This window comes from Streptomyces sp. NPDC036815, from assembly GCF_055609205.1.
In genome coordinates, this window is sequence record NZ_JBVJPW010000007.1 from 149,937 (window position 1) to 173,771 (window position 23,835).

The 23,835-nt window shown below is 73.3% G+C and carries 18 protein-coding genes; 9 read left to right on the forward strand and 9 right to left on the reverse strand.

Annotated features, from left to right (window positions below):
• Positions 1–29: 29 nt before the first annotated feature.
• A complete protein-coding gene (gene lon / locus ACZ69I_RS17065; RefSeq protein ID WP_470832960.1) occupies positions 30–2,450 on the reverse strand; it encodes an endopeptidase La in 2,421 nt (806 codons plus the stop codon).
• A gap of 228 nt (positions 2,451–2,678) precedes the next feature.
• Between lon and ACZ69I_RS17070 the strand changes: the two genes are divergently transcribed.
• Together ACZ69I_RS17070 and ACZ69I_RS17075 are read left to right on the forward strand one after the other, a co-directional pair.
• Positions 2,679–3,713, forward strand: a complete 1,035-nt coding sequence (locus ACZ69I_RS17070) for a methyltransferase (RefSeq protein ID WP_467671247.1) — start codon at positions 2,679–2,681, stop codon at positions 3,711–3,713.
• A 137-nt stretch (positions 3,714–3,850) separates the two neighbouring features.
• A complete protein-coding gene (locus ACZ69I_RS17075) occupies positions 3,851–4,489 on the forward strand; it encodes a GNAT family N-acetyltransferase (protein ID WP_470832962.1) in 639 nt (212 codons plus the stop codon).
• On the opposite strand, the gene ACZ69I_RS17080 is transcribed toward ACZ69I_RS17075, so the two are convergent.
• The gene (locus tag ACZ69I_RS17080; protein ID WP_470833148.1) at positions 4,419–5,207 is read right to left on the reverse strand and encodes a rhomboid-like protein; all 789 of its coding nucleotides are present in this window, start codon (positions 5,205–5,207) and stop codon (positions 4,419–4,421) included. The two genes, ACZ69I_RS17075 and ACZ69I_RS17080, sit on opposite strands and share 71 nt — an antisense overlap.
• 459 nt (positions 5,208–5,666) lie before the next feature.
• Between ACZ69I_RS17080 and ACZ69I_RS17085 the strand changes: the two genes are divergently transcribed.
• The 4 genes from ACZ69I_RS17085 (at position 5,667) to ACZ69I_RS17100 (ending at position 12,316) form a co-directional block, all read left to right on the forward strand.
• Complete coding sequence (locus ACZ69I_RS17085; RefSeq protein WP_470832963.1) at positions 5,667–6,344, forward strand: spermidine synthase family protein; 678 nt, start codon at positions 5,667–5,669, stop codon at positions 6,342–6,344.
• A 65-nt stretch (positions 6,345–6,409) separates the two neighbouring features.
• Positions 6,410–7,150 carry a response regulator transcription factor gene (locus ACZ69I_RS17090; RefSeq protein ID WP_062782102.1) on the forward strand — a complete coding sequence of 247 codons (741 nt, stop codon included), beginning with the start codon at positions 6,410–6,412 and terminating at the stop codon, positions 7,148–7,150.
• 13 nt (positions 7,151–7,163) lie between these two features.
• Positions 7,164–8,243, forward strand: a complete 1,080-nt coding sequence (locus ACZ69I_RS17095; protein ID WP_389715163.1) for a HAMP domain-containing sensor histidine kinase — start codon at positions 7,164–7,166, stop codon at positions 8,241–8,243.
• A 275-nt stretch (positions 8,244–8,518) separates the two neighbouring features.
• A complete protein-coding gene (locus tag ACZ69I_RS17100; RefSeq protein WP_470832965.1) occupies positions 8,519–12,316 on the forward strand; it encodes a multifunctional oxoglutarate decarboxylase/oxoglutarate dehydrogenase thiamine pyrophosphate-binding subunit/dihydrolipoyllysine-residue succinyltransferase subunit in 3,798 nt (1,265 codons plus the stop codon).
• A gap of 82 nt (positions 12,317–12,398) precedes the next feature.
• Here the strand turns inward: ACZ69I_RS17100 and ACZ69I_RS17105 are convergent, their stop codons facing one another.
• Genes ACZ69I_RS17105 through ACZ69I_RS17120 form a run of 4 tightly spaced genes read right to left on the reverse strand, consistent with a single transcriptional unit; the run spans position 12,399 to position 19,183 of the window.
• Positions 12,399–15,566, reverse strand: a complete 3,168-nt coding sequence (locus ACZ69I_RS17105; protein ID WP_470832967.1) for an SAV_2336 N-terminal domain-related protein — start codon at positions 15,564–15,566, stop codon at positions 12,399–12,401.
• 6 nt (positions 15,567–15,572) lie between these two features.
• Positions 15,573–16,586 (reverse strand): AAA family ATPase, encoded by a 1,014-nt coding sequence (locus tag ACZ69I_RS17110; RefSeq protein ID WP_470832968.1) that lies wholly within the window; start codon positions 16,584–16,586, stop codon positions 15,573–15,575.
• 28 nt (positions 16,587–16,614) lie between these two features.
• Entirely contained in the window at positions 16,615–18,825 is a 2,211-nt protein-coding gene (locus tag ACZ69I_RS17115; RefSeq protein ID WP_470832969.1) for a VMAP-C domain-containing protein, read from the reverse strand.
• A 19-nt stretch (positions 18,826–18,844) separates the two neighbouring features.
• On the reverse strand, positions 18,845–19,183 hold the full coding sequence (locus ACZ69I_RS17120) for a CU044_2847 family protein (protein ID WP_470832971.1): 339 nt from the start codon (positions 19,181–19,183) through the stop codon (positions 18,845–18,847).
• Positions 19,184–19,338: 155 nt separating this feature from the next.
• Here ACZ69I_RS17120 and ACZ69I_RS17125 point away from each other — a divergent pair, with 155 nt between their 5' ends.
• Complete coding sequence (locus tag ACZ69I_RS17125; RefSeq protein WP_003961784.1) at positions 19,339–19,521, forward strand: DUF6104 family protein; 183 nt, start codon at positions 19,339–19,341, stop codon at positions 19,519–19,521.
• A gap of 90 nt (positions 19,522–19,611) precedes the next feature.
• Here the strand turns inward: ACZ69I_RS17125 and ACZ69I_RS17130 are convergent, their stop codons facing one another.
• Positions 19,612–20,460: a hypothetical protein gene (locus ACZ69I_RS17130; RefSeq protein WP_470832972.1), complete on the reverse strand. Its 849-nt coding sequence runs from the start codon at positions 20,458–20,460 to the stop codon at positions 19,612–19,614.
• 201 nt (positions 20,461–20,661) lie between these two features.
• Here ACZ69I_RS17130 and ACZ69I_RS17135 point away from each other — a divergent pair, with 201 nt between their 5' ends.
• Together ACZ69I_RS17135 and ACZ69I_RS17140 are read left to right on the forward strand one after the other, a co-directional pair.
• Entirely contained in the window at positions 20,662–21,612 is a 951-nt protein-coding gene (locus ACZ69I_RS17135; RefSeq protein WP_470832973.1) for a DUF4097 family beta strand repeat-containing protein, read from the forward strand.
• A 1-nt stretch (position 21,613) separates the two neighbouring features.
• A complete protein-coding gene (locus tag ACZ69I_RS17140) occupies positions 21,614–22,795 on the forward strand; it encodes a PadR family transcriptional regulator (protein ID WP_470832974.1) in 1,182 nt (393 codons plus the stop codon).
• 168 nt (positions 22,796–22,963) lie between these two features.
• Here the strand turns inward: ACZ69I_RS17140 and ACZ69I_RS17145 are convergent, their stop codons facing one another.
• Together ACZ69I_RS17145 and ACZ69I_RS17150 are read right to left on the reverse strand one after the other, a co-directional pair.
• Complete coding sequence (locus tag ACZ69I_RS17145) at positions 22,964–23,587, reverse strand: Clp protease N-terminal domain-containing protein (protein ID WP_470832976.1); 624 nt, start codon at positions 23,585–23,587, stop codon at positions 22,964–22,966.
• Positions 23,587–23,796: a sigma factor-like helix-turn-helix DNA-binding protein gene (locus ACZ69I_RS17150; protein WP_355802881.1), complete on the reverse strand. Its 210-nt coding sequence runs from the start codon at positions 23,794–23,796 to the stop codon at positions 23,587–23,589. The genes ACZ69I_RS17145 and ACZ69I_RS17150 overlap by 1 nt, the downstream gene beginning before the upstream one ends.
• Positions 23,797–23,835: the final 39 nt, after the last annotated feature.

Genomic DNA, 23,835 nt, shown 5'->3' on the forward strand with positions numbered 1-23,835 from the left:
ACCGCCGTCTCCCTGTGCCGCCCCGGACCCTACGCCGCGACCGGGACCCGCACCTCGGCCTCCGTCAGGGCCAGTTCGAGCACCTGGCGGACGTCCGTGACCGCGTGCACGTCGAGCCTCTCCAGGACCTCCGCGGGGACGTCGTCGAGGTCCGCCTCGTTCCGCTTCGGGATGATCACCGTGGTGATCCCCGCGCGGTGCGCGGCGAGCAGCTTCTGCTTGACGCCGCCGATCGGCAGGACGCGGCCGGTCAGCGAGATCTCGCCGGTCATCGCCACGTCCGTACGGACAAGGCGTCCGCTGAGCAGCGAGGCGAGGGCGGTCGTCAGCGTGACGCCCGCACTCGGGCCGTCCTTCGGCACGGCGCCCGCCGGGAAGTGGATGTGCACGCCCCGGTCCTTCAGGTCGCCCACGGGCAGCTCCAGTTCGGCGCCGTGCGAGCGCAGGAAGCTCAGCGCGATCTGCGCCGACTCCTTCATCACGTCTCCGAGCTGACCGGTGAGCGTGAGCCCCGAGGCCCCGGTCTCCGGGTCGGCGAGCGACGCCTCCACGAACAGCACGTCGCCGCCCGCCCCGGTGACCGCGAGGCCGGTGGCCACGCCGGGCACCGCCGTGCGCCGCTCGGCCGGGTCCTGGGCGGACTCGGGCACGTGGTGCGGCCGCCCGATGAGCTCGCGCAGGTCCGCGTCCGTGACCGTGAACGGCAGCTCCCTGTCGCCCAGTTCGTGCTGGGCGGCGATCTTGCGGAGCAGCCGTGCCACGGAGCGCTCCAGGTTGCGCACGCCCGCTTCGCGCGTGTACTCGCCGGCGAGCTTGCGCAGCGCGCTCTCGTCCAGCGTCACCTCGTCCTTCTCCAGGCCCGCCCGCTCCAGCTGGCGCGGCAGGAGGTGGTCGCGGCCGATGACGATCTTCTCGTCCTCGGTGTAGCCGTCGAGCCTGACGAGCTCCATGCGGTCGAGGAGGGGCTCGGGGATGGCTTCCAGGACGTTCGCCGTCGCGAGGAAGACGACGTCGCTCAGGTCGAGCTCGACCTCCAGGTAGTGGTCGCGGAAGGTGTGGTTCTGCGCCGGGTCGAGGACTTCGAGGAGGGCGGCGGCCGGGTCGCCCCGGAAGTCCGAGCCGACCTTGTCGATCTCGTCCAGGAGCACCACCGGGTTCATCGACCCGGCCTCCTTGATGGCCCGCACGATCCGCCCGGGCAGCGCCCCCACGTACGTACGACGGTGGCCGCGGATCTCCGCCTCGTCGCGCACACCGCCGAGCGCGACCCGTACGAACTTGCGGCCCATGGCGTGCGCGACGGACTCGCCGAGCGAGGTCTTGCCGACGCCGGGCGGGCCGACGAGGGCGAGCACGGCGCCGCCGCGGCGGCCGCCGACGACCCCGAGACCGCGGTCCGTGCGGCGCTTGCGCACCGCGAGGTACTCGGTGATGCGCTCCTTCACGTCCTGGAGCCCGGAGTGCTCGGCGTCGAGGATCTCCTGGGCGCCCTTGATGTCGTACTCGTCCTCGGTCCGCTCGTTCCAGGGCAGTTCGAGGACGGTGTCGAGCCAGGTCCTGATCCAGGAGCCCTCGGGCGACTGGTCGCTGGACCGCTCCAGCTTGTCGACCTCCTTGAGGGCGGCCTCGCGGACCTTCTCGGGCAGGTCGGCGGCCTCGACGCGGGTGCGGTAGTCGTCGGACTCCTCGGCCGCGTCCTTGCTGTCGCCGTTGAGCTCGCGCAGTTCCTTGCGGACGGCGTCGAGCTGGCGGCGCAGCAGGAACTCGCGCTGCTGCTTGTCCACGCCCTCCTGCACGTCCTTGGCGATGGACTCGGCGACGTCCTGCTCGGCGAGGTGCTCGCGCAGCTGCTCGGTGGCGAGCTTGAGGCGGGCGACCGCGTCCTCGGTCTCCAGGAGCTCGATCTTCTGCTGGACGGTCAGGAACGGCGAGTACCCGGAGTTGTCGGCGAGCGCGGCGACGTCGTCGATCTGCGTCACGCGGTCCACGACCTGCCAGGCGCCGCGCTTCTTCAGCCAGCTGGTGGCGAGCGCCTTGTACTCCTTGACGAGCTCGGTGACGGCGCCCGGCAGGGGCTCGGGCACGGAGTCGTCGATCTTCTGGCCCTCGACCCAGAGCGCCGCGCCGGGTCCTGTCGTGCCCGCGCCGATGCGCACGCGGCCGCGGCCGCGGATGAGGGCGCCGGGGTCGCCGTCGGAGAGCCGGCCGACCTGCTCGACGGTGCCGAGGACACCGGTCGCGGCGTACGTCCCGTCGATGCGCGGAACAAGCAGCACCTTCGGCTTGCTGTCGCCACTGGACCGGGCGGCGGCCTGCGCGGCCTCCACCGCGGCCCGTACCTCCGCGTCGGACAGGTCGAACGGCACCACCATGCCGGGCAGGACGACCTCGTCGTCGAGCGGCAGCACGGGCAGAGTGAGCGGCGTGTACGTGGTGGACTCAGCAGCCATGATCTCCCCTTCGGCATTCAAGTTGAGCTATACCGACTCAATGCTTATGAGCTTCGGGATGTTCCCCCAAGCCTGTTCGCTGTGAGCGATCACCCGGAGACGCTCGGAGCGGGGCGCGTGGCGAGGGGCCGTTTCCAGTCACGCGGGGTGCGGATGTCCACCGGGCGGCGTTCCCCTGCGGCCGTTCCGTTGGGACCGTGGATACTCCGACTCTCACGGAGGGCAGCCATGGTGGACACACCGGGGACCGGCGACGGCGGCACGCAGGAGGTGGCCGGGGAGCTCGTGGAGCACGCGCTGGGGCACCTCTTCTCCGCGGCGCTGCGCACGGCGGCGCACTGCCGGATAGCCGACCGGCTCGCGGCGGGCCCGCGCACCGCCGGACAACTGGCCGAACTGACCGACACCCACGCCGGGCATCTGCGCCGCGTCCTGCGCTATCTCGCCACGCGCGGCATCTTCCGCGAGGACGCGACGGGCGCGTTCCACCTCACGCCGCTCGGGGACGCCCTGCGCACGGACGCGCCGAATTCCCTGCACGAGGCGGTCCTGCTGCTGACCGACACGATCTTCCTGCGGACCTCGGCGGGCCTGGAGGAGACGGTGCGCAAGGCGGGCCCGTCCTTCGAGCGCCTCTTCGGCAAGCCGTTCTTCGACCACCTCGCCGACGACCCGGCCCTCGAGGAGCTGTTCGACACCGGCATGGCCGCGCTCTCGGGCCCGATCGACGCGGTGATCGCCGGGACGTACCCCTTCCCGGAGAAGGGCACCGTGGTGGACGTGGGCGGCGGCCGCGGCGGGCTGCTGCGCGCGGTCCTGCGCGGGCGCCCCGGCCTGACGGGCGTCCTCTTCGACCGTCCTGCCGCGGTGAGCACCCACATGCTGGCCGACGACGACGCGTTGCGGGGCAGGTGGCGGGCCGACGCCGGGGACTTCTTCACCGAGGTCCCCGAGGGCGGCGACCTCTACGTGATCAAGCACGTCCTGCACAACTGGCCGGACGACGGCTGCCTGCGGATCCTGCGCAACTGCCGGGCGGCGATGGCACCGGACGCGCGCCTCCTGATCGTCGACGCCGTGCTGCCCGGCGGCAACGCACCGCACCTCGGCAAGACCCTGGACGTGGTGATGTCGGCCGTGCTCGGCGGCCAGGAGCGGACGGAGGACGAGTTCTCGGCGCTGCTGACGGTGGCGGGGCTGCGGCTCACGCGCATTCTGCCCACCGAGATGCACCCGTCGATCGTGGAGGCGGAGGCGGCATAGGCCGCGGCTGCTGTGCCCGTCCGCCCCGCGACGCCCACCACGTTCGCGGTGCGGGCGGCCCGCGTGCCCCGCCCGGGTCGCCCGCCATCGGGCGCGCTCCGACCCCCGCCCCTGTATCCAAGATCATCATGTGCAGAATGACCCGTATGCCGATGACGAACGTTCAGCAGCCGGGCCCTGTCGCCCCGAAGGCGGCGACGCCCGAGGACGCCTCACCGATCGGCCGCATACTGGCCCGCGCCTTCGACGACGACCCGATGATGCGCTGGTTCTTCCCCGACGGCGCGACGCGCGAGGCGGGCCTCGGCCGCTACTTCGCGACCCTCTTCACCCGGCAGTACGTGCGCCACGGCGTCTGCGAGCACACCCCGTCGGCGGCGGCCTACTGGGTGCCGCCGGGCGCGCAGGACAAGGCCGTGCCCGACGCGGAGACCGTCGAGCAGCTCGCGGAGATCCTGGGCGACCGGGCCGCGCTGTTCCGCGAGGCGGCGGCCGCGGCCGCCGGGCACGGTCCCCATGAGCCGCACTGGTACCTGGCCGTCCTCGGCGCCGACCCGGCCGCCCAGGGCCGGGGCCACGGCGCCGCCCTGCTCCGCTCGGGCCTCGCCAAGGCCGACGCGGCCGGCCTGCCCGTCCATCTGGAGTCCTCCAAGCCGGAGAACCTGCCCTTCTACGAGCACTTCGGCTTCACGGTGCTCGACGAGGTCAGGCTCCCGGGCGGTGGCCCGCTCCTGTGGGCGATGCGCCGCGCACCGGGCCGTCCGGCCGGCGCCTGAGCCCGATCAGCGGCCAGGTGGCGACGCCGATCAGGAGCGCGAGCAGGTGGCCCCAGTTGGTCATCGGATCGGTGAACGCGATCAGGTCCTGGACCAGCATGCAGCCGAACCCGGCGAGGACGGCCCAGCGCAGCCACGGCGTGAGGAGCCCCGCGAGCGCGCCGACGCTGGCGGCCACGCCGAAGCTGATGCCGTAGTCGAGCCGGTGCAGCGAACTGTCGGGCAGGTGGCCCGCCAGGACGGAGAGGGCCACGGGGACCTCGGTCACGAGCGTCGCGACGACGTGGCCGAGGAGGAAAACCGCCGCGGTGCGGATGCCGCCGATGCGGCGCTCCAGCGCGGTGAGCACCAGCAGGAAGCCGACCGCGTACGGGGACGTGATGCCGCCCGCGATCCACAGGGCGCTGGCGACCAGGACGAGGACGGGGTTCTGCGCGAGGTGCGCCACATCGGTGCTCGACCCGCGCAGGAGCGAGGAGACGAGGTCCGGGTCGGCGTACCGGGCGACCATCGAGGTGGCGGCGAGCACGAGCGCGTACCCGAAGGTGAACGGCGTCCCGGTGGGGGTGGGCAGCAACCGCCCGAGCCGCGCCAGGAAGCGCGAAAGGGGACGGCGCGGGAGGACGGCGCCGACGGCGGTGGCGCCGGGGGCGACGGTCACGGCGGCAGCGGCGCCCGCATCCGGGACGGCGGCGGCCTCGTCGGCAACGGCGCCCACGCCAGGGACAGCGGCGGTCACGACGGCGGCGGCACCCACGCCCGGGACGGCAGCGGTCACGACGGGGGCGGCACCCACGCCCGGGACAGCAGCATCCTCGACCGCAGCACCCACATCCGCGGCGGCAGCCGCCTCGACGGCAGCGGCGCCCGCATCCGGGGCGCCATCTCCGGCGTGCGCTGCGCGCGCCGGGTCCGGTGGGGGCCGGTGCGCCGGCTGGCGCGGTATTCCGTTCAGGGTGCCCGGCGTCGCCGCGTCGGACGCGGCCGCGGCGGGCCGCACGCTCTGGTTCACGGGTGAGGCGCTCCTTCCGTCCCACCCCACCCTTTGCCCACTTTTCCGCCGCTGTCTATGACGGGCGCCACGTGAGGTGCGTCTCACAGGCAACCCACGGGGTGGTTTCTGCGTCGCCGGGGAAATCGCCTGGGCCGCGGCGGCCCGTCGAAATACGCTGCCGCCATGCACACCCACACCACCGCCCCCGTCGTCCTCGACCGGCGCGAGGGCCCGTACGGAGAGGTCGTCCTGCGCCGCCACGGCGAGCTGTTGCAGATCATCGCCAACGGCTGCTTCCTGATGGACACCTCCGACGGCCGCTCCGAGCGGCTGCTCGTCGACGCGGCCCGCGACGCCCTCGACGACCGCCCGTCCCCCGCCGTCCTCATCGGCGGTCTCGGCGTCGGGTTCTCCCTCGCGCACGCCGCCGCGGACCCCCGCTGGGGACGCGTCGCCGTCGTCGAGCGCGAGCAGGCGATCATCGACTGGCACACCGCGGGACCGCTCGCCGAACTGTCCGGTGCCGCGCTCGCCGACCCACGTACGCAGATTCTTCACACCGACCTCGTCACATACGTCCGCGAGGCACCGGAGACGTACGACGCGCTCTGCCTGGACATCGACAACGGCCCCGACTGGACGGTGACGGAGGGCAACAACTCCCTTTACTCGCCTGCCGGTCTGGCCGCCTGCAAAGCCCGTCTGAACCCCGGCGGAGTGCTCGCCGTATGGTCCGCCCAACCCTCGTCCGCTTTCGACGACGCTCTACGGAATGCCGGATTCCAGAGGGTACGGACGGAAGAGATCCCCGTTGCCCGAGGCGTCCCGGACGTGGTCCATCTCGGCGTCAGGGCTGCGTAGCCGAGGTGCCTTCGCGACCCGTACTCTGCTGACCGAACACAAGCGATCAGTGTCAGGGGCGGGCGATGGAGCAGACACACACCTCCCAGAACGGCGCCACGGCGGCGACGCCGGGCGCCCAGCGCCGGGTGCTGGTGGTCGAGGACGACCCGACGATCGTCGACGCCATCGCCGCCCGGCTGCGTGCCGAGGGTTTCGTCGTGCAAACGGCGGTCGACGGTCCTTCGGCGGTGGACACCGCCCAGGCCTGGCAGCCCGACCTGCTGATCCTGGACATCATGCTGCCGGGCTTCGACGGCCTGGAGGTGTGCCGCCGGGTGCAGGCGCAGCGCCCCGTACCCGTCCTGATGCTCACCGCGCGTGACGACGAGACGGACATGCTGGTCGGGCTCGGGGTCGGCGCGGACGACTACATGACCAAGCCGTTCTCGATGCGCGAGCTCGCGGCCCGGGTGCACGTCCTGCTGCGCAGGGTCGAGCGGGCCGCGCTCGCCGCGACCACGCCCCGCAGCGGCATCCTGCGCCTGGGCGAGCTGGAGATCGACCACGCCCAGCGGCGTGTGCGAGTGCGCAGCGAGGACGTCCATCTGACGCCCACCGAGTTCGACCTGCTGGTCTGCCTGGCCAACACCCCGCGCGCCGTGCTCTCCCGCGAGCAGCTGCTCGCGGAGGTCTGGGACTGGGCCGACGCGTCCGGCACCCGCACCGTCGACAGCCACATCAAGGCGCTGCGCCGGAAGATCGGGGCCGAGCGGATCCGTACGGTGCACGGCGTCGGATACGCCCTGGAGACCCCCACCCCGTGAGGCGGGCCGTGCGATGAGCGGACCCTTCGGAGGACTGCGGCCGTTCTCCATCAAGACCAAGCTCGGCGCCCTGGTGGTCGTCTCGGTGTTCATCACCACGGGCCTGCTCCTGGTGGCGACGAAGACCGAGACCGAGCTGCGCTTCATCACCGTCTTCTCGGTGATCGCCACCCTGCTCATCACGCAGTTCGTGGCGCACAGCCTCACCGCCCCGCTGGACGAGATGAACGCGGTGGCCCGCGCCGTCTCGCACGGCGACTACACGCGCCGGGTGCGCGGCGCCGACCGGCGCGACGAGCTGGGCGACGTGGCCTCCACGATCAACGCCATGGCGGACGACCTGGAGGCCCAGGACACCCAGCGCAAGGAGCTCGTCGCCAACGTCTCGCACGAGCTGCGCACGCCCATCGCGGGGCTGCGCGCGGTCCTGGAGAACGTCGTGGACGGCGTCTCCGCGGCCGACCCCGAGACGATGCGCACGGCCCTGAAGCAGACCGAGCGCCTGGGCCGGCTCGTGGAGACGCTCCTCGACCTGTCCCGCCTGGACAACGGCGTCGTCCCGCTCAAGGCCCGCCGCTTCGAGGTGTGGCCGTATCTCTCGGGCGTGCTGAAGGAGGCCAACATGGTCGCCTCCGCGCGCGCGGGCATCGCTTCCGGCTCCGGCAGCCACACCCGTACGGACGTCCACCTGCACCTCGACGTCTCGCCCCCGGAGCTGACGGCCCACGCGGACGCGGAGCGGCTCCACCAGGTCGTGGCGAACCTCATCGACAACGCGGTGAAGCACAGCCCGCCCCACGGACGTGTGACGGTGCTCGCCCGGCGCGGCCCCTACCCCGAGTCCCTGGACCTGGAGGTGCTCGACGAGGGCCCCGGCATCCCGGAGTCGGAGTGGCACCGCGTCTTCGAGCGCTTCAACCGCGGCAGCCACGCGGGCGCCCTCGCGCCGGGCTCCGGCAACGACGGCGGCACGGGTCTCGGCCTCGCCATCGCGCGCTGGGCGGTCGATCTGCACGGCGGGCACATCGGGGTGGCCGAATCCCCTCGCGGCTGCCGGATCCAGGTCACCCTTCCGGGCCTGCCCCCGGCGTGAAGTTGACGTAGGGTTCGAAGTGGAAGCGGAGAACAGGGCTGCTCAAGGGCGCCTGGAGGCCGCCGCCGCGCGTAGACGTCGTACCGACGCACCCGCGCGGCCATCTGGCGTTGCGGAACCTCGCTTGTTTCCCGCCATTTACAGCGCCGAAACCATTGCTCCAGTGTGACTTACGCGACGGATGCCCGGCCCGGTCTGCACCTCGCGCTCCGGGAGGCGTAGCCTTTATTTCCGCTGTCCATCACCTTGTGAAGCGGAAGAGGGCGGTTACCGCCGTGTCGTCACAGTCCCCCAGTAGCTCGAGCATCTCGACCGACCAAGACGGGCAGGGCAAGGACCCTGCCGCAGCCTTCGGTCCCAATGAGTGGCTCGTAGACGAGATCTATCAGCAGTACCTCCAGGACCCGAATTCGGTCGACCGAGCCTGGTGGGACTTCTTCGCCGACTACAAGCCAGGCGCGGGCGCCTCCACGGCCGCCGCCCCGGCGAAGCCGGCGGGTGACGCGGCCGCGGGGGCTGCGGCCACCAACGCTCCCGCCGCCCAGGCCGCGCCCGCCCCGGCGAAGCCCGCGGCTCAGGCCGCGCCCGCCACCGCCGCCCCGGCCGCTCCCGCGAAGCCCGCGGCCGCCGCTCCGGCTCCCGCCGCGAAGCCCGCCGCTGCCAAGCCCGCCGCCAAGGCGGAGCCCGCGACGGAGGCCCCGGCCGGTCCCGAGTACGTGACGCTGCGCGGCCCCTCGGCCGCCGTCGCGAAGAACATGAACGCCTCGATCGAGGTCCCGACGGCCACGTCGGTCCGCGCGGTCCCGGTGAAGCTGCTCTTCGACAACCGCATCGTCATCAACAACCACCTCAAGCGCGCCCGCGGCGGGAAGATCTCCTTCACGCACCTCATCGGGTACGCCATGGTGCAGGCCATCAAGGCCATGCCGTCGATGAACTACTCCTTCGTGGAGAAGGACGGCAAGCCCACCCTGGTCAAGCCGGAGCACATCAACTTCGGCCTCGCCATCGACCTGGTGAAGCCCAACGGCGACCGCCAGCTCGTGGTCGCGGGCATCAAGAAGGCCGAGACCCTGAACTTCTTCGAGTTCTGGCAGGCCTACGAGGACATCGTCCGGCGCGCCCGCGACGGCAAGCTCGGCATGGACGACTTCACCGGCGTGACGGTCTCGCTGACCAACCCCGGCGGCCTCGGCACCGTCCACTCGGTCCCGCGCCTGATGCCCGGCCAGTCGGTCATCATGGGCGTCGGCTCGATGGACTACCCCGCGGAGTTCCAGGGCACCTCCCAGGACACCCTGAACAAGCTCGGCATCTCGAAGGTCATGACGCTCACGTCGACCTACGACCACCGGGTCATCCAGGGCGCCGCCTCCGGCGAGTTCCTGCGGATCGTCGCGAACCTCCTCCTCGGCGAGAACGAGTTCTACGACGAGATCTTCAAGGCGCTCCGCATTCCTTACGAGCCGGTCCGCTGGCTCAAGGACATCGACGCCTCGCACGACGACGACGTCACGAAGGCCGCCCGCGTCTTCGAGCTGATCCACTCCTACCGCGTCCGCGGCCACGTCATGGCCGACACGGACCCGCTGGAGTACAAGCAGCGCAAGCACCCCGACCTGGACATCACCGAGCACGGCCTCACCCTGTGGGACCTGGAGCGGGAGTTCGCGGTCGGCGGCTTCGCCGGCAAGTCGATGATGAAGCTGCGCGACGTCCTCGGCGTGCTGCGCGACTCGTACTGCCGCACCACCGGCGTCGAGTTCATGCACATCCAGGACCCGAAGCAGCGCAAGTGGCTGCAGGACCGCATCGAGCGGACCCACGCCACCAAGCCCGAGCGCGAGGAGCAGCTGCGCATCCTGCGCCGGCTGAACTCGGCGGAGGCCTTCGAGACCTTCCTGCAGACGAAGTACGTCGGCCAGAAGCGCTTCTCCCTGGAGGGCGGCGAGTCCGTCATCCCGCTGCTCGACGCCGTGCTCGACAGCGCCGCCGAGTCGCGCCTTGACGAGGTCGTCATCGGCATGGCCCACCGCGGCCGCCTGAACGTCCTCGCCAACATCGTCGGCAAGTCGTACGCCCAGATCTTCCGCGAGTTCGAGGGCAACATGGACCCCAAGTCCATGCACGGCTCCGGCGACGTGAAGTACCACCTGGGCGCCGAGGGCACCTTCACCGGCCTGGACGGCGAGCAGATCAAGGTCTCGCTGGCCGCGAACCCGTCCCACCTGGAGACGGTCGACCCGGTCATCGAGGGCATCGTCCGCGCCAAGCAGGACATCATCAACAAGGGCGGCACGGACTTCACGGTCCTGCCCGTCGCCCTGCACGGTGACGCGGCCTTCGCGGGCCAGGGTGTGGTCGCCGAGACGCTCAACATGTCGCAGCTGCGCGGCTACCGCACGGGCGGCACGGTCCACATCGTCATCAACAACCAGGTCGGCTTCACCGCCGCCCCGGAGTCGTCGCGCTCCTCCATGTACGCCACCGACGTGGCCCGCATGATCGAGGCGCCGATCTTCCACGTGAACGGCGACGACCCCGAGGCCGTCGTCCGCGTTGCCCGCCTTGCCTTCGAGTTCCGGCAGGCGTTCAACAAGGACGTCGTCATCGACCTCATCTGCTACCGCCGCCGCGGTCACAACGAGTCGGACAACCCGGCGTTCACGCAGCCGCTGATGTACGACCTGATCGACAAGAAGCGCTCGGTGCGCAAGCTGTACACCGAGTCCCTCATCGGTCGCGGCGACATCACCCTGGAAGAGGCCGAGCAGGCGCTGCAGGACTTCCAGGGCCAGCTGGAGAAGGTCTTCACCGAGGTCCGCGAGGCCGTCTCGCAGCCCGCGCAGGCCGACGTGCCCGCGCCGCAGGCCGAGTTCCCGGTGCACGTCGAGACCGCGATCTCCCAGGAGGTCGTCAAGCGGATCGCCGAGTCCCAGGTCAACATCCCCGACCGGGTCACCGTCCACCCGCGTCTGCTGCCGCAGCTGCAGCGCCGCGCGACGATGGTCGAAGAGGGCACGATCGACTGGGGCATGGGCGAGACCCTCGCCATCGGCTCGCTGCTCCTGGAGGGCACCCCGGTCCGCCTGTCGGGCCAGGACTCCCGGCGCGGCACGTTCGGTCAGCGCCACGCGGTCCTCATCGACCGGGCCACGGGCGAGGACTTCACGCCGCTGATGTACCTCTCCGAGGAGCAGGCGCGCTACAACGTCTACGACTCGCTCCTCTCCGAGTACGCGGTGATGGGCTTCGAGTACGGCTACTCGCTGGCCCGCCCCGAGTCCCTCGTGATGTGGGAAGCGCAGTTCGGTGACTTCGTCAACGGCGCGCAGACGGTGGTGGACGAGTACATCTCCGCCGCCGAGCAGAAGTGGAACCAGCACTCCGGCGTCACGCTGCTGCTGCCGCACGGCTACGAGGGCCAGGGCCCGGACCACTCGTCCGCCCGCATCGAGCGCTTCCTCCAGCTGTGCGCGCAGAACAACATGACGGTCGCGATGCCGACCCTGCCGTCGAACTACTTCCACCTCCTGCGGTGGCAGGTGCACAACCCGCACCACAAGCCGCTGGTGGTCTTCACCCCGAAGTCGATGCTGCGCCTGAAGGCGGCGGCCTCGAAGACGGAGGAGTTCACGACGGGCGGCTTCCGCCCGGTCATCGGCGACGACTCGGTCGAGGCGTCGGCGGTCCGCAAGGTCGTCTTCTGCTCCGGCAAGCTGTACTACGACCTGGAGGCCGAGCGGCAGAAGCGCGGCGCCAAGGACACGGCGATCATCCGCATCGAGCGGCTGTACCCGCTGCCCGGTGCCGAGCTCCAGGCCGAGATCGCCAAGTACCCGAACGCCGAGAAGTACCTGTGGGCGCAGGAGGAGCCGGCGAACCAGGGCGCGTGGCCCTTCATCGCCCTCAACCTCATCGACCACCTGGACCTGGCGGTCGGCGCGGACATCCCGCACGGCGAGCGCCTGCGCCGCATCTCGCGGCCGCACAGCTCGTCCCCCGCGGTCGGTTCGGCCAAGCGTCACCAGGCCGAGCAGGAGCAGCTGCTCAGCGAGGTCTTCGAGGCCTAGCCCCGGCTGTCGTACGTGGATGGGCCCGGCCCCGAGCACTTCTCGCTCGGGGCCGGGCCCATCGGCGTAACTCCCCGAGAGGTCAGCCGCCGAGCCGGGCGATCTCCTCGCGCAGGGCGGCCGCCTCCGGTGCCGCCGCACCGGCCGCCTCCAGGATCTCCAGGGCCCGCACGCAGGACGCCAGGGCCGCCTTCGGCCGCCCCGACCGCTCCAGCGCCCCGGCGCGGTCCCGGAACGCCCGGGCCGCCACCACGGGCTCCGCAGCGTCGAGGGCGTGGACCCCGGCCATGCGGAAGCAGTGCGCGATGTGGTCGAGCGTCGCGCCGCGGTCCGCCCAGGGCAGGCGCTGGTGCCCCACCTCGGCCCGCAGCAGCCAGGCCCTGGCGAGGCCGTGCGAGTCGTGCACCGCACGCAGCGACACCTGCATGAGCTGGTCCGCCTCTTCCAGATCGGCACGGTCGCCGTACCGCGCGTACCGGGCGAGGAGGGCCCGGCCGAACAGGAGGCGTCGCCGAACGGTCGCCGGATTGCCTTCCGGCGTGCCCCACAGGCACTCCCTGAGGACGATCACGGCCCGCGTCGCCACGTCGTAGTGCTCTGCGAAGCCGTCGACCGGGCCGTCCGCGTCGGCCGTGGCCGCGAGGTCGAGCAGCGTCTCGCCCCAGGCCTCGCGCACGTCCGCCGACTCCGGGGTGTGCTCCGTCACCTCCTCCATCGCCGCCTCCTGAACGGCGAGCGCGCGCCGCAGCGGTTCGGCGTCCGGTGCGCCGGGACGGTACGCGGCCCGCAGCGACCGCGCGACGCGCAGCAGGAGCGCCACCCGGTTCTCCGGGTCCGCGTACACGACATCGCGCAGCGCGTCGTCGAGGGTCCGCGGCAGCGCGTCGTGGCCGCCGCTCAGGTCGTGGGCCTCCGCCAGTTCCAGGAGCAGCGCCGCGCTGTGGCGCAGCCCGTCCGGCTCGGCGACGAGCAGGTCACGGGCGAGCGCCAGCTCCTCCACCGCGTCCGCCGCGTACCGGGCCGCGCGGGCCGGGCGCCGCTCCGCGCGGGCGAGGGACAGCAGGGTCTGCCCCAGCCGGCGGTGCACGTCCGCCATGCGCGGCGCCCAGCTCAGCCCGGCCCCCGCCACGGCGCGCAGCCCGCCCACCGCCTCGTGCAGCGCCTGGACGTCGTCGGGGCGCAGCTCCCACAGCTCCCGGAGCAGGTCGGCCCGTTCGAGCACGGACTCCAGCACGGTCCCGGGGCCGGGCGCGGGCAGCCGGGCGGCCCGGTCGAGCTCCCTGATCGCGGACTCCAGGAGCTGTTCGGCGCCGGGGACGTCGCCCCGGCCCAGCCTGGTCCGCGCCCTGGCCCGCAGCACCCGTGCCGTCAGCCGCCGCGCCACGGCGCCGCAGGGTTCCGTCCCGGGGCCCGCATCGGCCCCCTCGGCCGCGGCCTCCATCGCCTCGTCGAGCAGCGTCTCGTCGCCCTGGTACTCCCAGAGGCTCAGCAGCGCCCCCGCGAGTTCGGTGGCGGCTTCGGCGCGGGCCTCCGGAGTCGCGGCGCCGGACACCAGGGGACGCAGCACGTCCACCGCGCCCTGCAGGGCGTCGGGGCCTGCGCCGCGGCTGTGGCGCGCGAGCAGCTCACGCGCCAGGGCGAGGTGCCGGTCCGGCGTGCCGTCAGGGAGGCCGGGCTCCGGCAGGTAGCGGCGGAGCACCCGGGCCGAGACCCAGGCGAACGGCGGCGGGACGGCGTCGTCCGGGCCCTGCGCCACCAGCGGTACCCGCCACTCCGTGCCGTCGCCGGGCTCGACGCCGGTCAGCCGGGCGTGCGCCAGCGCCGGAAAGTTCGGGGCACCTCGTCCCATCGCCCGCTCGACGTAGCGCGAACACTCGCTCAGGATGGCCGCCGCCTCGTCCCTGCCGAGCCTGCGGAGCAGCGCCTCCTGCACGTCCGGGGCGAACTCGTACCACTGGGCGCCGTCCGTACCCGTGGGGTTGGAGTGCGAGAGCAGCCCGCTGAGCAGGACCTCGGCCATCGCCTCGGGACCGGTGTCCGGCAGCATGACCCGCTGCACGATCGTCATCAGCGGCAGCACCAGCGGAACGGCCGCCAGGTAGGTGGCCAGTTGCTGGGCCGCGGGTGACGCGCCGGCCCGGAACCGGGCCACCCGGTCCGGCCCCGGGAGCGGCGTCCTGCCCTGCCCGGCGTCGCCGAGCGGCGGGTGGTCGGGGCGTACCCAGGCGGCCGCGGCCCTGATCCGCGTGGGCGCCGTTCCGGTGAGCAGCCGTGCCCAGACGCCGAGCGCCTCGACCGTGGGCGGCAGCACGGGGACGGGCGCCCCCTCGGCGGCCGCCCGCGGATCGCCCTCGGGGGTGAAGCGGAAGCCGAGGCCGGACGCCGCGCGCAGCCGCAGGGTGCCGGGCCGCGGCCGCAGGGCGGTCCGCGACCAGAGCCGCTGGGGCAGCGGCTGCAGCACCGCGACGGGCGCGCCGAGCGTCGTCAGGCGGTGCAGGAACCGCTGGGCCCGGCCGGTGCGCCACACCGGCCCCGCGCAGTCGCTGATGACCAGCGTGAACGTGTTTCCGGTGGGGTCGCAGAGCTGGTCGGCGGAGCCGAGCACCTGGTTCTGCCCCTGTCCCGCCCCCACCAGGAGTCCACTGTCCGGGCCTTGATGCAGCCGGTAGAGCCGTACGTCCTGGAACGCCCCCGTGCTGGCACACACCTGCCGCAGCTCCTCGGCCATCCGCGACCAGACGACCATCGAGGAGGAGGAGTCGAGGATCACCTGCATGGCGGCGGACCTGCGCTGTCGGCTGGCCCGGAAGACAGGGGTGACGATGCCGGTGCGGGCCAGGTGCTCGGCCGTGGCCTCTTCGTCCAGGACGTGCCAGGAGGGCCGCGACGCGCCCCGGTGGCGCTGCAGCGGACGCAGGGCCCGCTGCGCGCCGAGCAGGCCGGGCAGCGCGCTGGGCACCTCCGCCGCCGTGAACGGCACATGGCGCGGCGGGTCCCCGCCCCGGCGCGGCAGGGCCGGCGGGGCGAGCGGTTCCCGGGCGGGGGGCTCGGGGGCGGTCTCGTCGGGGGCGGCCGGGTCCGGCCGCCCCTGGAACGGGGAGGACCGTCCGGGGAGCGAGTGGGAGGTCCGCCCGGGGGCGGGCACCGACCACCGGGCCAGCCAGAGCGCGTCGGCGAGCGAGACGGCGTCCGGGTCGTGGCCGAGCCCGCGCAGCCCCGCGATGAGTTCGGCGAGTGGCTCCCGCTCCATCAGCGGTTACCTCGGCCGGTTCAGGGGGCGCATCAGCATCTCCGCGAGCCTCTCCCTGCTGCTCCGCCCGGAGGCGGAGAACGTGGTCAGGTAAAGGGCGTTGAGCAGTTGGTCGGCGGCGAGCAGCTCTTCCCGGTCGCGGGACAGGAAGAGGTCGATGAGGTCCTCTCCGGCCCGCGCGACCTCGTCGCCCAGGTGTGCCCGCACCATGGCGGCGAGCCTGTGCTGGTCGGGCCTGGCGAGTTCCAGGTGCAGACACCTGCGCATCAGCGGCGCGGGGAAGTCGCGCTCGCCGTTGCTGCTCAGGACGACGAACGGGAACGCGCGGCAGCGGACCCGCCCCGCCCTGACCTCCACGCGGCCGCCGTCGTCGGTCATCACCCGCACCGACTCCTGGCCCGGCTGGTCGGCGACGCGCTCCAGCTCCGCGATGGCGAACTCCCCCTCCTCCAGGACGTTGAGGAGGTCGTTGGGCAGATCGACGTCACTCTTGTCGATCTCGTCGATGAGCAGCACGCGCGGCCTCTCGTACGGAAGCAGCGCGGTGCCCATGGGGCCGAGCCTGAGGTAGCTTCCGATCCCGCCGACCCCCGCTCCCCCGGCCGCGGCCGCGCTCCCGAGCTGCGAGTCCTGGAGGCGGCCGAGGGCGTCGTAGTCGTACAGCCCCTCCCTGAGCGTGCTGCGGCTCGTGATCGGCCAGCGAAGAACCCGGCCGAGGCCCAGTTCGTACGCCACGGAGTGCGGGATGGTGCTCTTGCCCGTGCCGGGGCTCCCGGTGACCAGGAGCGGACGGCGCAGGTACAGGGCCGCGTTGATGATCTCCAGCTCCTCGGCGCGCGGGCGGAACGCCTCGACCATCCCCCGCCAGGCGCCGAGGCGGCGGGACGAGGCCGAGTCGAGCCCGGCGTCGGGCGCGACCGCCGGGCCGCCGTCGAAGTCGCGCCACGGCGGTGGCTCGGGCAGCCTCTCGATGCCGTCGTGCGGCTCTCCCGCTCCCCGGTAGATGAGCCATTCGTTCACTGTCGCTCCTCGGCTTTCGGTGCGGACGTCACGGTGTGTCCAGGAGGTCGAGGACTCCGGAGAGGCGCTGGCCGGAGTCGTGGTGCAGCAGCGCGATGTCCCGCGCCCACCGGGCCGCGGGGTCGCCGTCGCGGGCTCGGGCCCGCAGTCCGACCGTGTCCGGGGCGAGGTGCGCGAGCGTCCGCCTGCCCTCGACCCAGGCCCGGGCCGCGCTCTCGAAGGCGGCGCGCTCCGCGGGTGTGCCCGCGCTCCTGCGCCACAGCAGGGTGGTGGCACCGGCGTCGAGCGCCTCGCGCAGCAGCCCGGCGGCGGGCCCGCCACCGACGGGACCGCAGTGGGTCAGCACGGTGCCGGGAGCCGTACGGTGCCCGGACGCGCCGAGCGGGACGGCGACCGGGCTGTCGGCGCCGCACACGTCCGGTCCCGGGGCGGGTGGCGCCTCGCCCGAAACGAGCCGGTCCACGTACGCCTGGTCGACCACGATGACGCTCCTGACCTCGCCCAGGGGCGTGGGAGCGGCGCGGTCGTGGGGGCCGCGGGAGGGCCACCGGTCGACGGGCAGGTCGAACAACTCCTGGGGAAGCAGTACGTGGAGGGGCGCCACGTGGCTCCCGGCGTCGGCCCGGAGGAAGGCGTCGGCGAGCGCCCCGGCCAGGGCCCGCGGCGGGTCGGTCAGCGCGCGGACGTCGAGGGCGCCGGCGCCCTCCTCGATGGCCATGAGCTCGACGCCGCCCGCCTGGTCGACGAGGCGCACGCTCCAGGCGTACCGCCGCTCGGCCCACCAGTCGGCGCGCAGTTCGAGGACGGCGGCGCCGCGTTCGCCGACCTCGAAGACCTCGATGCCGAGCTCCGGGAGGGGCGGGTGTGCGGCGGCCGCGGCCGGTTCGGGCCACGGCAGGGCCGCCGGTCGGGGGTGCGGCCGGGGGGCGGGTACGAGGGCGGGTCCGGCGGCGGTCGCGGGGGCGGGGCGCGCGTCCGGCACGGGGGCGGGCACCGGCTCGGGGGCGGGAACGGGCGGCGCTCCGGGGTCGAGGGCGGGCGCGGGCTCACGGGCCGTGACCGGCTCCGGGACCACCTCCCTCACCACCACCGGCATCGCGGCCAGCCGCGACAGTTCCCTGCGCCAGACCGGCTGGAGCGCGTGCCCCCGCTCGACGGCCCACCTCTGGAGGGCCTCGGCGGCGAGCGGCTTCTCGGCGTGCACGCTGCGGGCCACCCGGAGCAGGAAGGAGAGGAACACCCCCAGCTCGTCCTTGGCGGGCGGGTCGTACAGCAGCCCCGCCCCGTCACGCCAGCCGCGCGGCGGCGCCGCACGGGGCAGGAGCTGGTCCGCGCACGTCTCGGCCACGAGACGTTCGACCGTGCCGACGTCCGGCGCGTGCGGCAGATCGGCGAGCATGGCGAGCGCCCGGGCCCGGTCGGTGGGCAGCCAGAGCCGGTTCGGCGGGGTCAGCTCGGTCTGCGCGTCGGCCCAGGTCGGCCCCGCGTCCTCGTGGGGGCGCTGGCTCGCCCAGTGCCAACGGTCGTGGTCGGCGACCAGTTCCTGGTAGGGGTCGGGCCCCGGCCCCTCGGGCCCCGGCTCGCCCCCCGGCAGCTTCCTGAGGGCGGTGAGCTGCACGGCCTTGCCGCCGTCCGCCTTGGTGCGCTGGGCCTTGATCACGCCGATGACGGCGCCCTTCTCCAGGTCGACGACCGGGCCGCCCGAGACGCCCAGTTCGATCTGCCCGGCCTCGCCCCCGAGCCGGAAGGCGTGGTCACCGACGACACCGGCGACGCCGCACTCCCCGGTCCAGCTCTCCACCCCGCCGTCGCCGTCGGGCGCGAAGCCCTGCAGGAGCAGCCTGCCGCTCGCCCCGTTCGGCCGGGAGGACAGGTCCGACAGCCATACGCAGGGGTGGTCGGCGGGCTCTGTCAGCTCCAGGACGGCGAGGTCGGGCAGGGGCCAGGAGCGCCCCGGTTCGCGCGGCCTCTCCTCGGCTGCGGGCAGACAGTGCCGCAGCCGCGCCGCGGCCGTGCGCAGGCCGCCGCTCCCCCAGTAGCTGATGCCGCACTCGGCGTCGCCCGCCCAGACGTTCCCGCGCTGGAAGACGTGCGCGCAGGTCAGCACCTTGCCGGGGGCGACGAAGAAGCCGCTGCCCCACAGGTCGCGGGGCGCGTCCGCGCCGGGAGCCGGTGCGCCGTGGATCCAGACCGTGGCGCCGTACACCAGGTCGCGCAGCATCTCGTCGGCGGCGGCCACCGGGACCCCGGGCCTTCCGTCAGTGCCCGCCGCCGTCGCGCCAGGTGAGGGTGACGGTGACCGAGCCCTTCAGCTCACCGTCCGCCAGCACGCTGACGACCCTGCCGGGCTTCGCCGCGAGCTCCACGCCGAAGGCGACGGTCACCTCGTCGGGCGCCGCCGCCCTGGTGGCCGCCCGCATGGTCGTGGCGACCCCCTTCACGAGCTCGGTGAGCCCTTCGACGCGTGCCGTGAACGTCTCCGCCAGGCCGGTGTCCGTGTAGTCGCCCGCGCCCTGCCGGAGCACGTCGGCATCGGAGACCCGGGCCGACACGACCGTGCCGTCCGGCAGCTCCACCTGAGTCACTTCGTCGGCCATCGGCCCACCCTCCCCGCATGCGACGGTCAACTGACCTTGTAGCACAGGCTTTTGGCCGTACGGGCGATTATCCGGCGCCCGGCCCTCGACGGGCGAGACGGCTGCGCCGGTTAACCTTGCGGAGCACATCCACCACATCCCCGACGGAGAGCGTCTTGTACTTCACCGACCGTGGCATCGAGGAGCTGGAGAAGCGGCGCGGCGAGGAGGAGGTCACCTTCGAGTGGCTCGCCGAGCAGCTCCGTACCTTCGTGGACCTCAACCCCGACTTCGAGGTGCCCGTCGAGCGCCTGGCCACGTGGCTGGCGCGGCTGGACGACGAGGACGAGGACGAGTAGCGCTCCCGCAGAGCCCGTGGCCCGGACGGGGAGCCTGTAGCCCGGACGGGGAGCCTGTAGCCCGGACGGGCGGGGGTACGACGCGGGCTCTCAGTCCCCGCGGCCGCGCGCCCGCAGCCGGTCGTACGCGAGTCCGGCCGCCCCCTGCGCCAGCAGCAGCGCGGCCGCCGCGGCCCAGCCACCACTGCGGCGCCGTACGGACCACACCGCGAGCGGCAGACCCGCCGCGACCTGGGCGGCGGCCAGCGCCCGCGCCCTCGGCCCGCGCACCCAGGGGCCGAGCGGCCCCTTGTCGACCTGGCCGAGTTCCGCGCGCACCACGTCCCGCCAGCCGGGCCAGTCGACCTGCCGCGCGCCCCGCTGGGCCCGCGCGGCCTCGCGCAGCCGGTCGGCCGGTTCACCGGGGCCCAGGCCGGGCGGCAGCCGGAGGCCCGTGCGCGTGAGGACGGCGAGGAGTCCGAGCATCCGGGCGCGCGCGTCGGCTTCGGTGTCGGGCCGGGTGAGCGCGTCCAGGGACTGCAGGTCCAGTACGGGGTCCAGGGCCAGCCGGGCGGCGAACGTCCGCATCGCCTCGCCCTCCCCGACGGGCGTCCCGTTCGCCAGCCACTCGTATCCGACGGTCCTGCGGAAGCCCGCCGCGAGGGTATAGCCGGACCGGTCGCCGTCCCACCACAGGGCGAGCACGGGCCAGCCCGAGCCGACGGCGAGCGCCGTGGCCCACCCGGTCAGGACGCGGTCGACGGGCTCGTCGCCGTGCAGCCACGGCTTGCCCTCGGGGACCAGCACGCTCCAGCCCGCACCCGCCTCGGCGAGCAGCATCCGCTCGCGGAGCAGCTGGGCGGCGGGCTCGACGACGTCGGGCTCGGCCCGGCAGAGCAGCAGCGCGCCCGCGGCCCTGGCGTCCGCCGGGGCGCGGGGCGGAGAAGCGTCGAAGGACATGGCCCCACGCTAGGACAGATCCGGTCATTTGGCGCATAGATCCTGCGTTCACCCTTCCGGACCCCGCATGCGCCTTCCCGGACCCTGCGTTCACCCTCCCGGGTGTCTTGACTTCCCGTATCCGCGATATATCGTGAATGACAGAGAACGCGATATGGCGCGTCACATGCGGCCGCCGAGGCCCGTCAAGGAGGTCAGCTCATGTCCGAGTGGTCCGTCGCCGAGCCGCGGAAGCTCACGTTCGAGGCCCCCGTGACCGCACTGCACGTGCGCATCGTCAACGGCACGGTGAACGTGGTGGGGACGGATGAAGGTTCCGCCCGCCTTGAGATCTCCGAGATCGAGGGCCCGCCCCTGCGGGTCACCGTGGAGGACGGCATCCTCACCGTCGCCTATGAGGACCTGCCCTGGAAGGGCTTCCTCAAGTGGCTCGACCGCAAGGGCTGGCGCCGCAGCGCGGTGGTGTCCCTGGCCGTGCCCGCCGGGACCGATGTCGAGGTGGGCGTGGTCGGCGCGGGCGCCGTGGTCTCCGGCGTCGAGGGCCGCGCGCAGGTGAAGGGCGTCACCGGCGACACGACCCTGCTGGGACTCGCCGGGCCGGTCCGCGCGGACACGGTCTCCGGGAGCCTGGAGGCGCAGGGCGTCACCGGCGACCTCCGCTTCAACTCCGTCTCCGGCAACCTCACGGTGGTCGAGGCCGCGGGCCCCTCCGTCCGGGCCGACTCCGTGAGCGGCTCGATGGTCGTGGACCTCGACCCGGCGGGCACCCCGACAGATGTCGCCCTGACGAGCGTCTCGGGCGAGATCGCGATCCGGCTCCCGCACCCGGCGGACGCCGAGGTCGAGGTGGACACGGCGAGCGGATCGGTGTCGAACGCCTTCGAGGACCTGCGGGTCGGGGGCCAGTGGGGCGCCAAGCGGATCACCGGGCGGCTGGGCACGGGCCGCGGGCGGCTCAAGGCGACGACCGTCTCCGGATCCATCGCGCTCCTGCGCAGGCCACCGACGGAGGACGACCCGTACGACGACGTCCCACTCGATGTCGCCCCGGCGGACGCCGTCCCCTTGCAGACGGACGGCTCGACCGAAGGCCCGATCGACGGCCCGACCCAAGGCCCGACCCAAGGCCCGACCGACAAGAAGGTGCTCTGACATGCCCCCCGTGTTCGCCCACGGCCGCCTGCGCCTGTACCTCCTCAAGCTGCTCGACGAGGCCCCCCGCCATGGGTACGAGGTGATCCGTCTCCTCGAAGAGCGCTTCCAGGGGCTGTACGCACCCTCCGCAGGCACGGTCTACCCCCGCCTCGCGAAGCTGGAGGCCGAGGGCCTGGTCACCCACACCACCGAAGGCGGCCGCAAGGTCTATGCCATCACGGACGCCGGCCGCGCCGAACTGGCAGGCCGCAGCGGCGAGCTGGCCGATCTGGAGCTGGAGATCCGCGACTCGGTCGCCGAGCTCGCCGCCGAGATCCGCGACGGCGTCCAAGGCGCGGCCGGTGAGCTGCGCCGCGAGATGCGGGCGGCCGCCAAGGAGGCGCGCGCCACGAGCGGTCCGGCCGTGCCTCCGCCCTTCCCCGACCCGGCCGACTTCTTCGACGGCACCCTGGGCGACAAGGAGAGCTGGCGCCAGGCCAAGGAGGAGTTCAAGCGGGCCAGGCAGGAGTGGAAGGAGCAGGCCCGGCGGGCGAAGGACGAGAGCCGCCGCGCCCGCGAGGAGGCCCAGCGGGCCCGCCGCCAGGCCAAGGACGCCCAGGACAGGGCCCGCGCCCAGGCCCAGGAGGCCCGGGAGGAAGTGCAGCGCATCGCCAGGCGGGTCCAGGAGCAGGTCCAGGACCACTTCCAGCGGGGCGACTGGCCCACGGGAGTACGAGAAGGCCTGACGGAACTGGCCAAGGAGTTCGGCGAGTTCGGCAAGGACTTCGGCCGGGACTTCGGCAAAGGCTTCGGCTCCCGCCCCGAGGAGGGCGCCGGAACCGGCACAGGCACCGGCACGAGCACCGGCACGAGCACTGGTCCGGACACCGACACGCGCACCGCGGCGCCGCATGACGCCGCCGAGGAGGCTGCCGAGCGGAAGGCCGCCGCCGGAGCCGGTCCCAAGTTCAGCTCCGCCCCCGAGGACTTCCCCGTGGAGTACGCCCCCGAGTGGTCCCACGAGGACTCCACGGGCAACCCCGGCAGGGACCTCGACCGCCTCCTGGACCGCTTCCGCGACGACATCCGCGACGCGGCCCGCGACCACGGCGTCACGGAGGACCAACTCCGCGAGGCCCGCAGCCACTTGTCCCGGGCGGCGGCACACATCGGCGCCACCCTGCGCACGCCGAGCCACTGACACCGGCGGCACGCGGTGGGCGTGGCCCCGCCCCGAACGGGGTCGCACCCACCGCACCCGACAGAGCACCCCAAGCCCGTGCGGGCCCGCGCAGGCTCACGCCGGAAGCCCCACCCATCAGGCCCTGCTCAAGAAGCCACCCAGCAGGCCCCACCCGACAAGCCCCGCTCAGGAAGCCGAGCCGAAGAGGATCCGCTCCAGGTCCGTGTACGTCACCCCGTGATCCGCGAGCGTCTCCGAGGCCACCCCGGGCCGGACCGTGATCGCCAGAAGAATGTGGTGCCCCCCGATGGTCCGGTCGCGCCGCGCGGTGGCGATCCGCAGGGACTTCACGAGGACCTCCTTGGCGTCCCGGCCGAACGGCACCCGGCCGAGCCGGGCCCGCCAGCCCTTCCGCTCACCGCTCGCCCCGACTCCCCCGCCCTTCCCGGACGCCCCACTCGCCGCGGCGCCCGCACCGGCCAACACTCCGGCCCCGTGCGCCTCTTCGACCCTGGCGACGATCTCGTCGACGTCGATGCCGAGTCCGGCGAGCGCCTCGGTGTCGGCCTGCGAGAGCCCGCCCCTGCGCCGCGCCTCCTCAAGGGCCCGCTCGATCGACTCGCGCCGGTCCGCGGCCCCCAGCGCCGTCAGGGCGAACGCGGCACGGCCGGCGCCGGGTCCCTGGTCGATCTGGGCGAGGAGCGAGAGCAGCAGGTGACCGTCGTCGACCGACGCGGCCCCCGCCCGCTCCGCCTGTTCGATCGCGCCCACGACCACGGCGCGGGACTCCTCCGTGAACCTCTCGAACATCACTGCCTCCCGTACTTCTTGTGCACGGCCTGCCTGCTCACCCCGAGCTCCGCGGCGATCTCCTGCCACGACCAGCCCTGCAGGCGCGCGCTGCGCACCTGCACGGCCTCCAGCTGCTCCACCAGCTTCCGCAGCGCGGTGACGGCCCGCAGCCCGATCCGTGGGTCGCGATCGCCCGCGCGCTCGGCGAGATCCGTTGCTTCGGTCATACGTGTCAACTTACGTTGACGCGAGGCGAGTGTCAACCG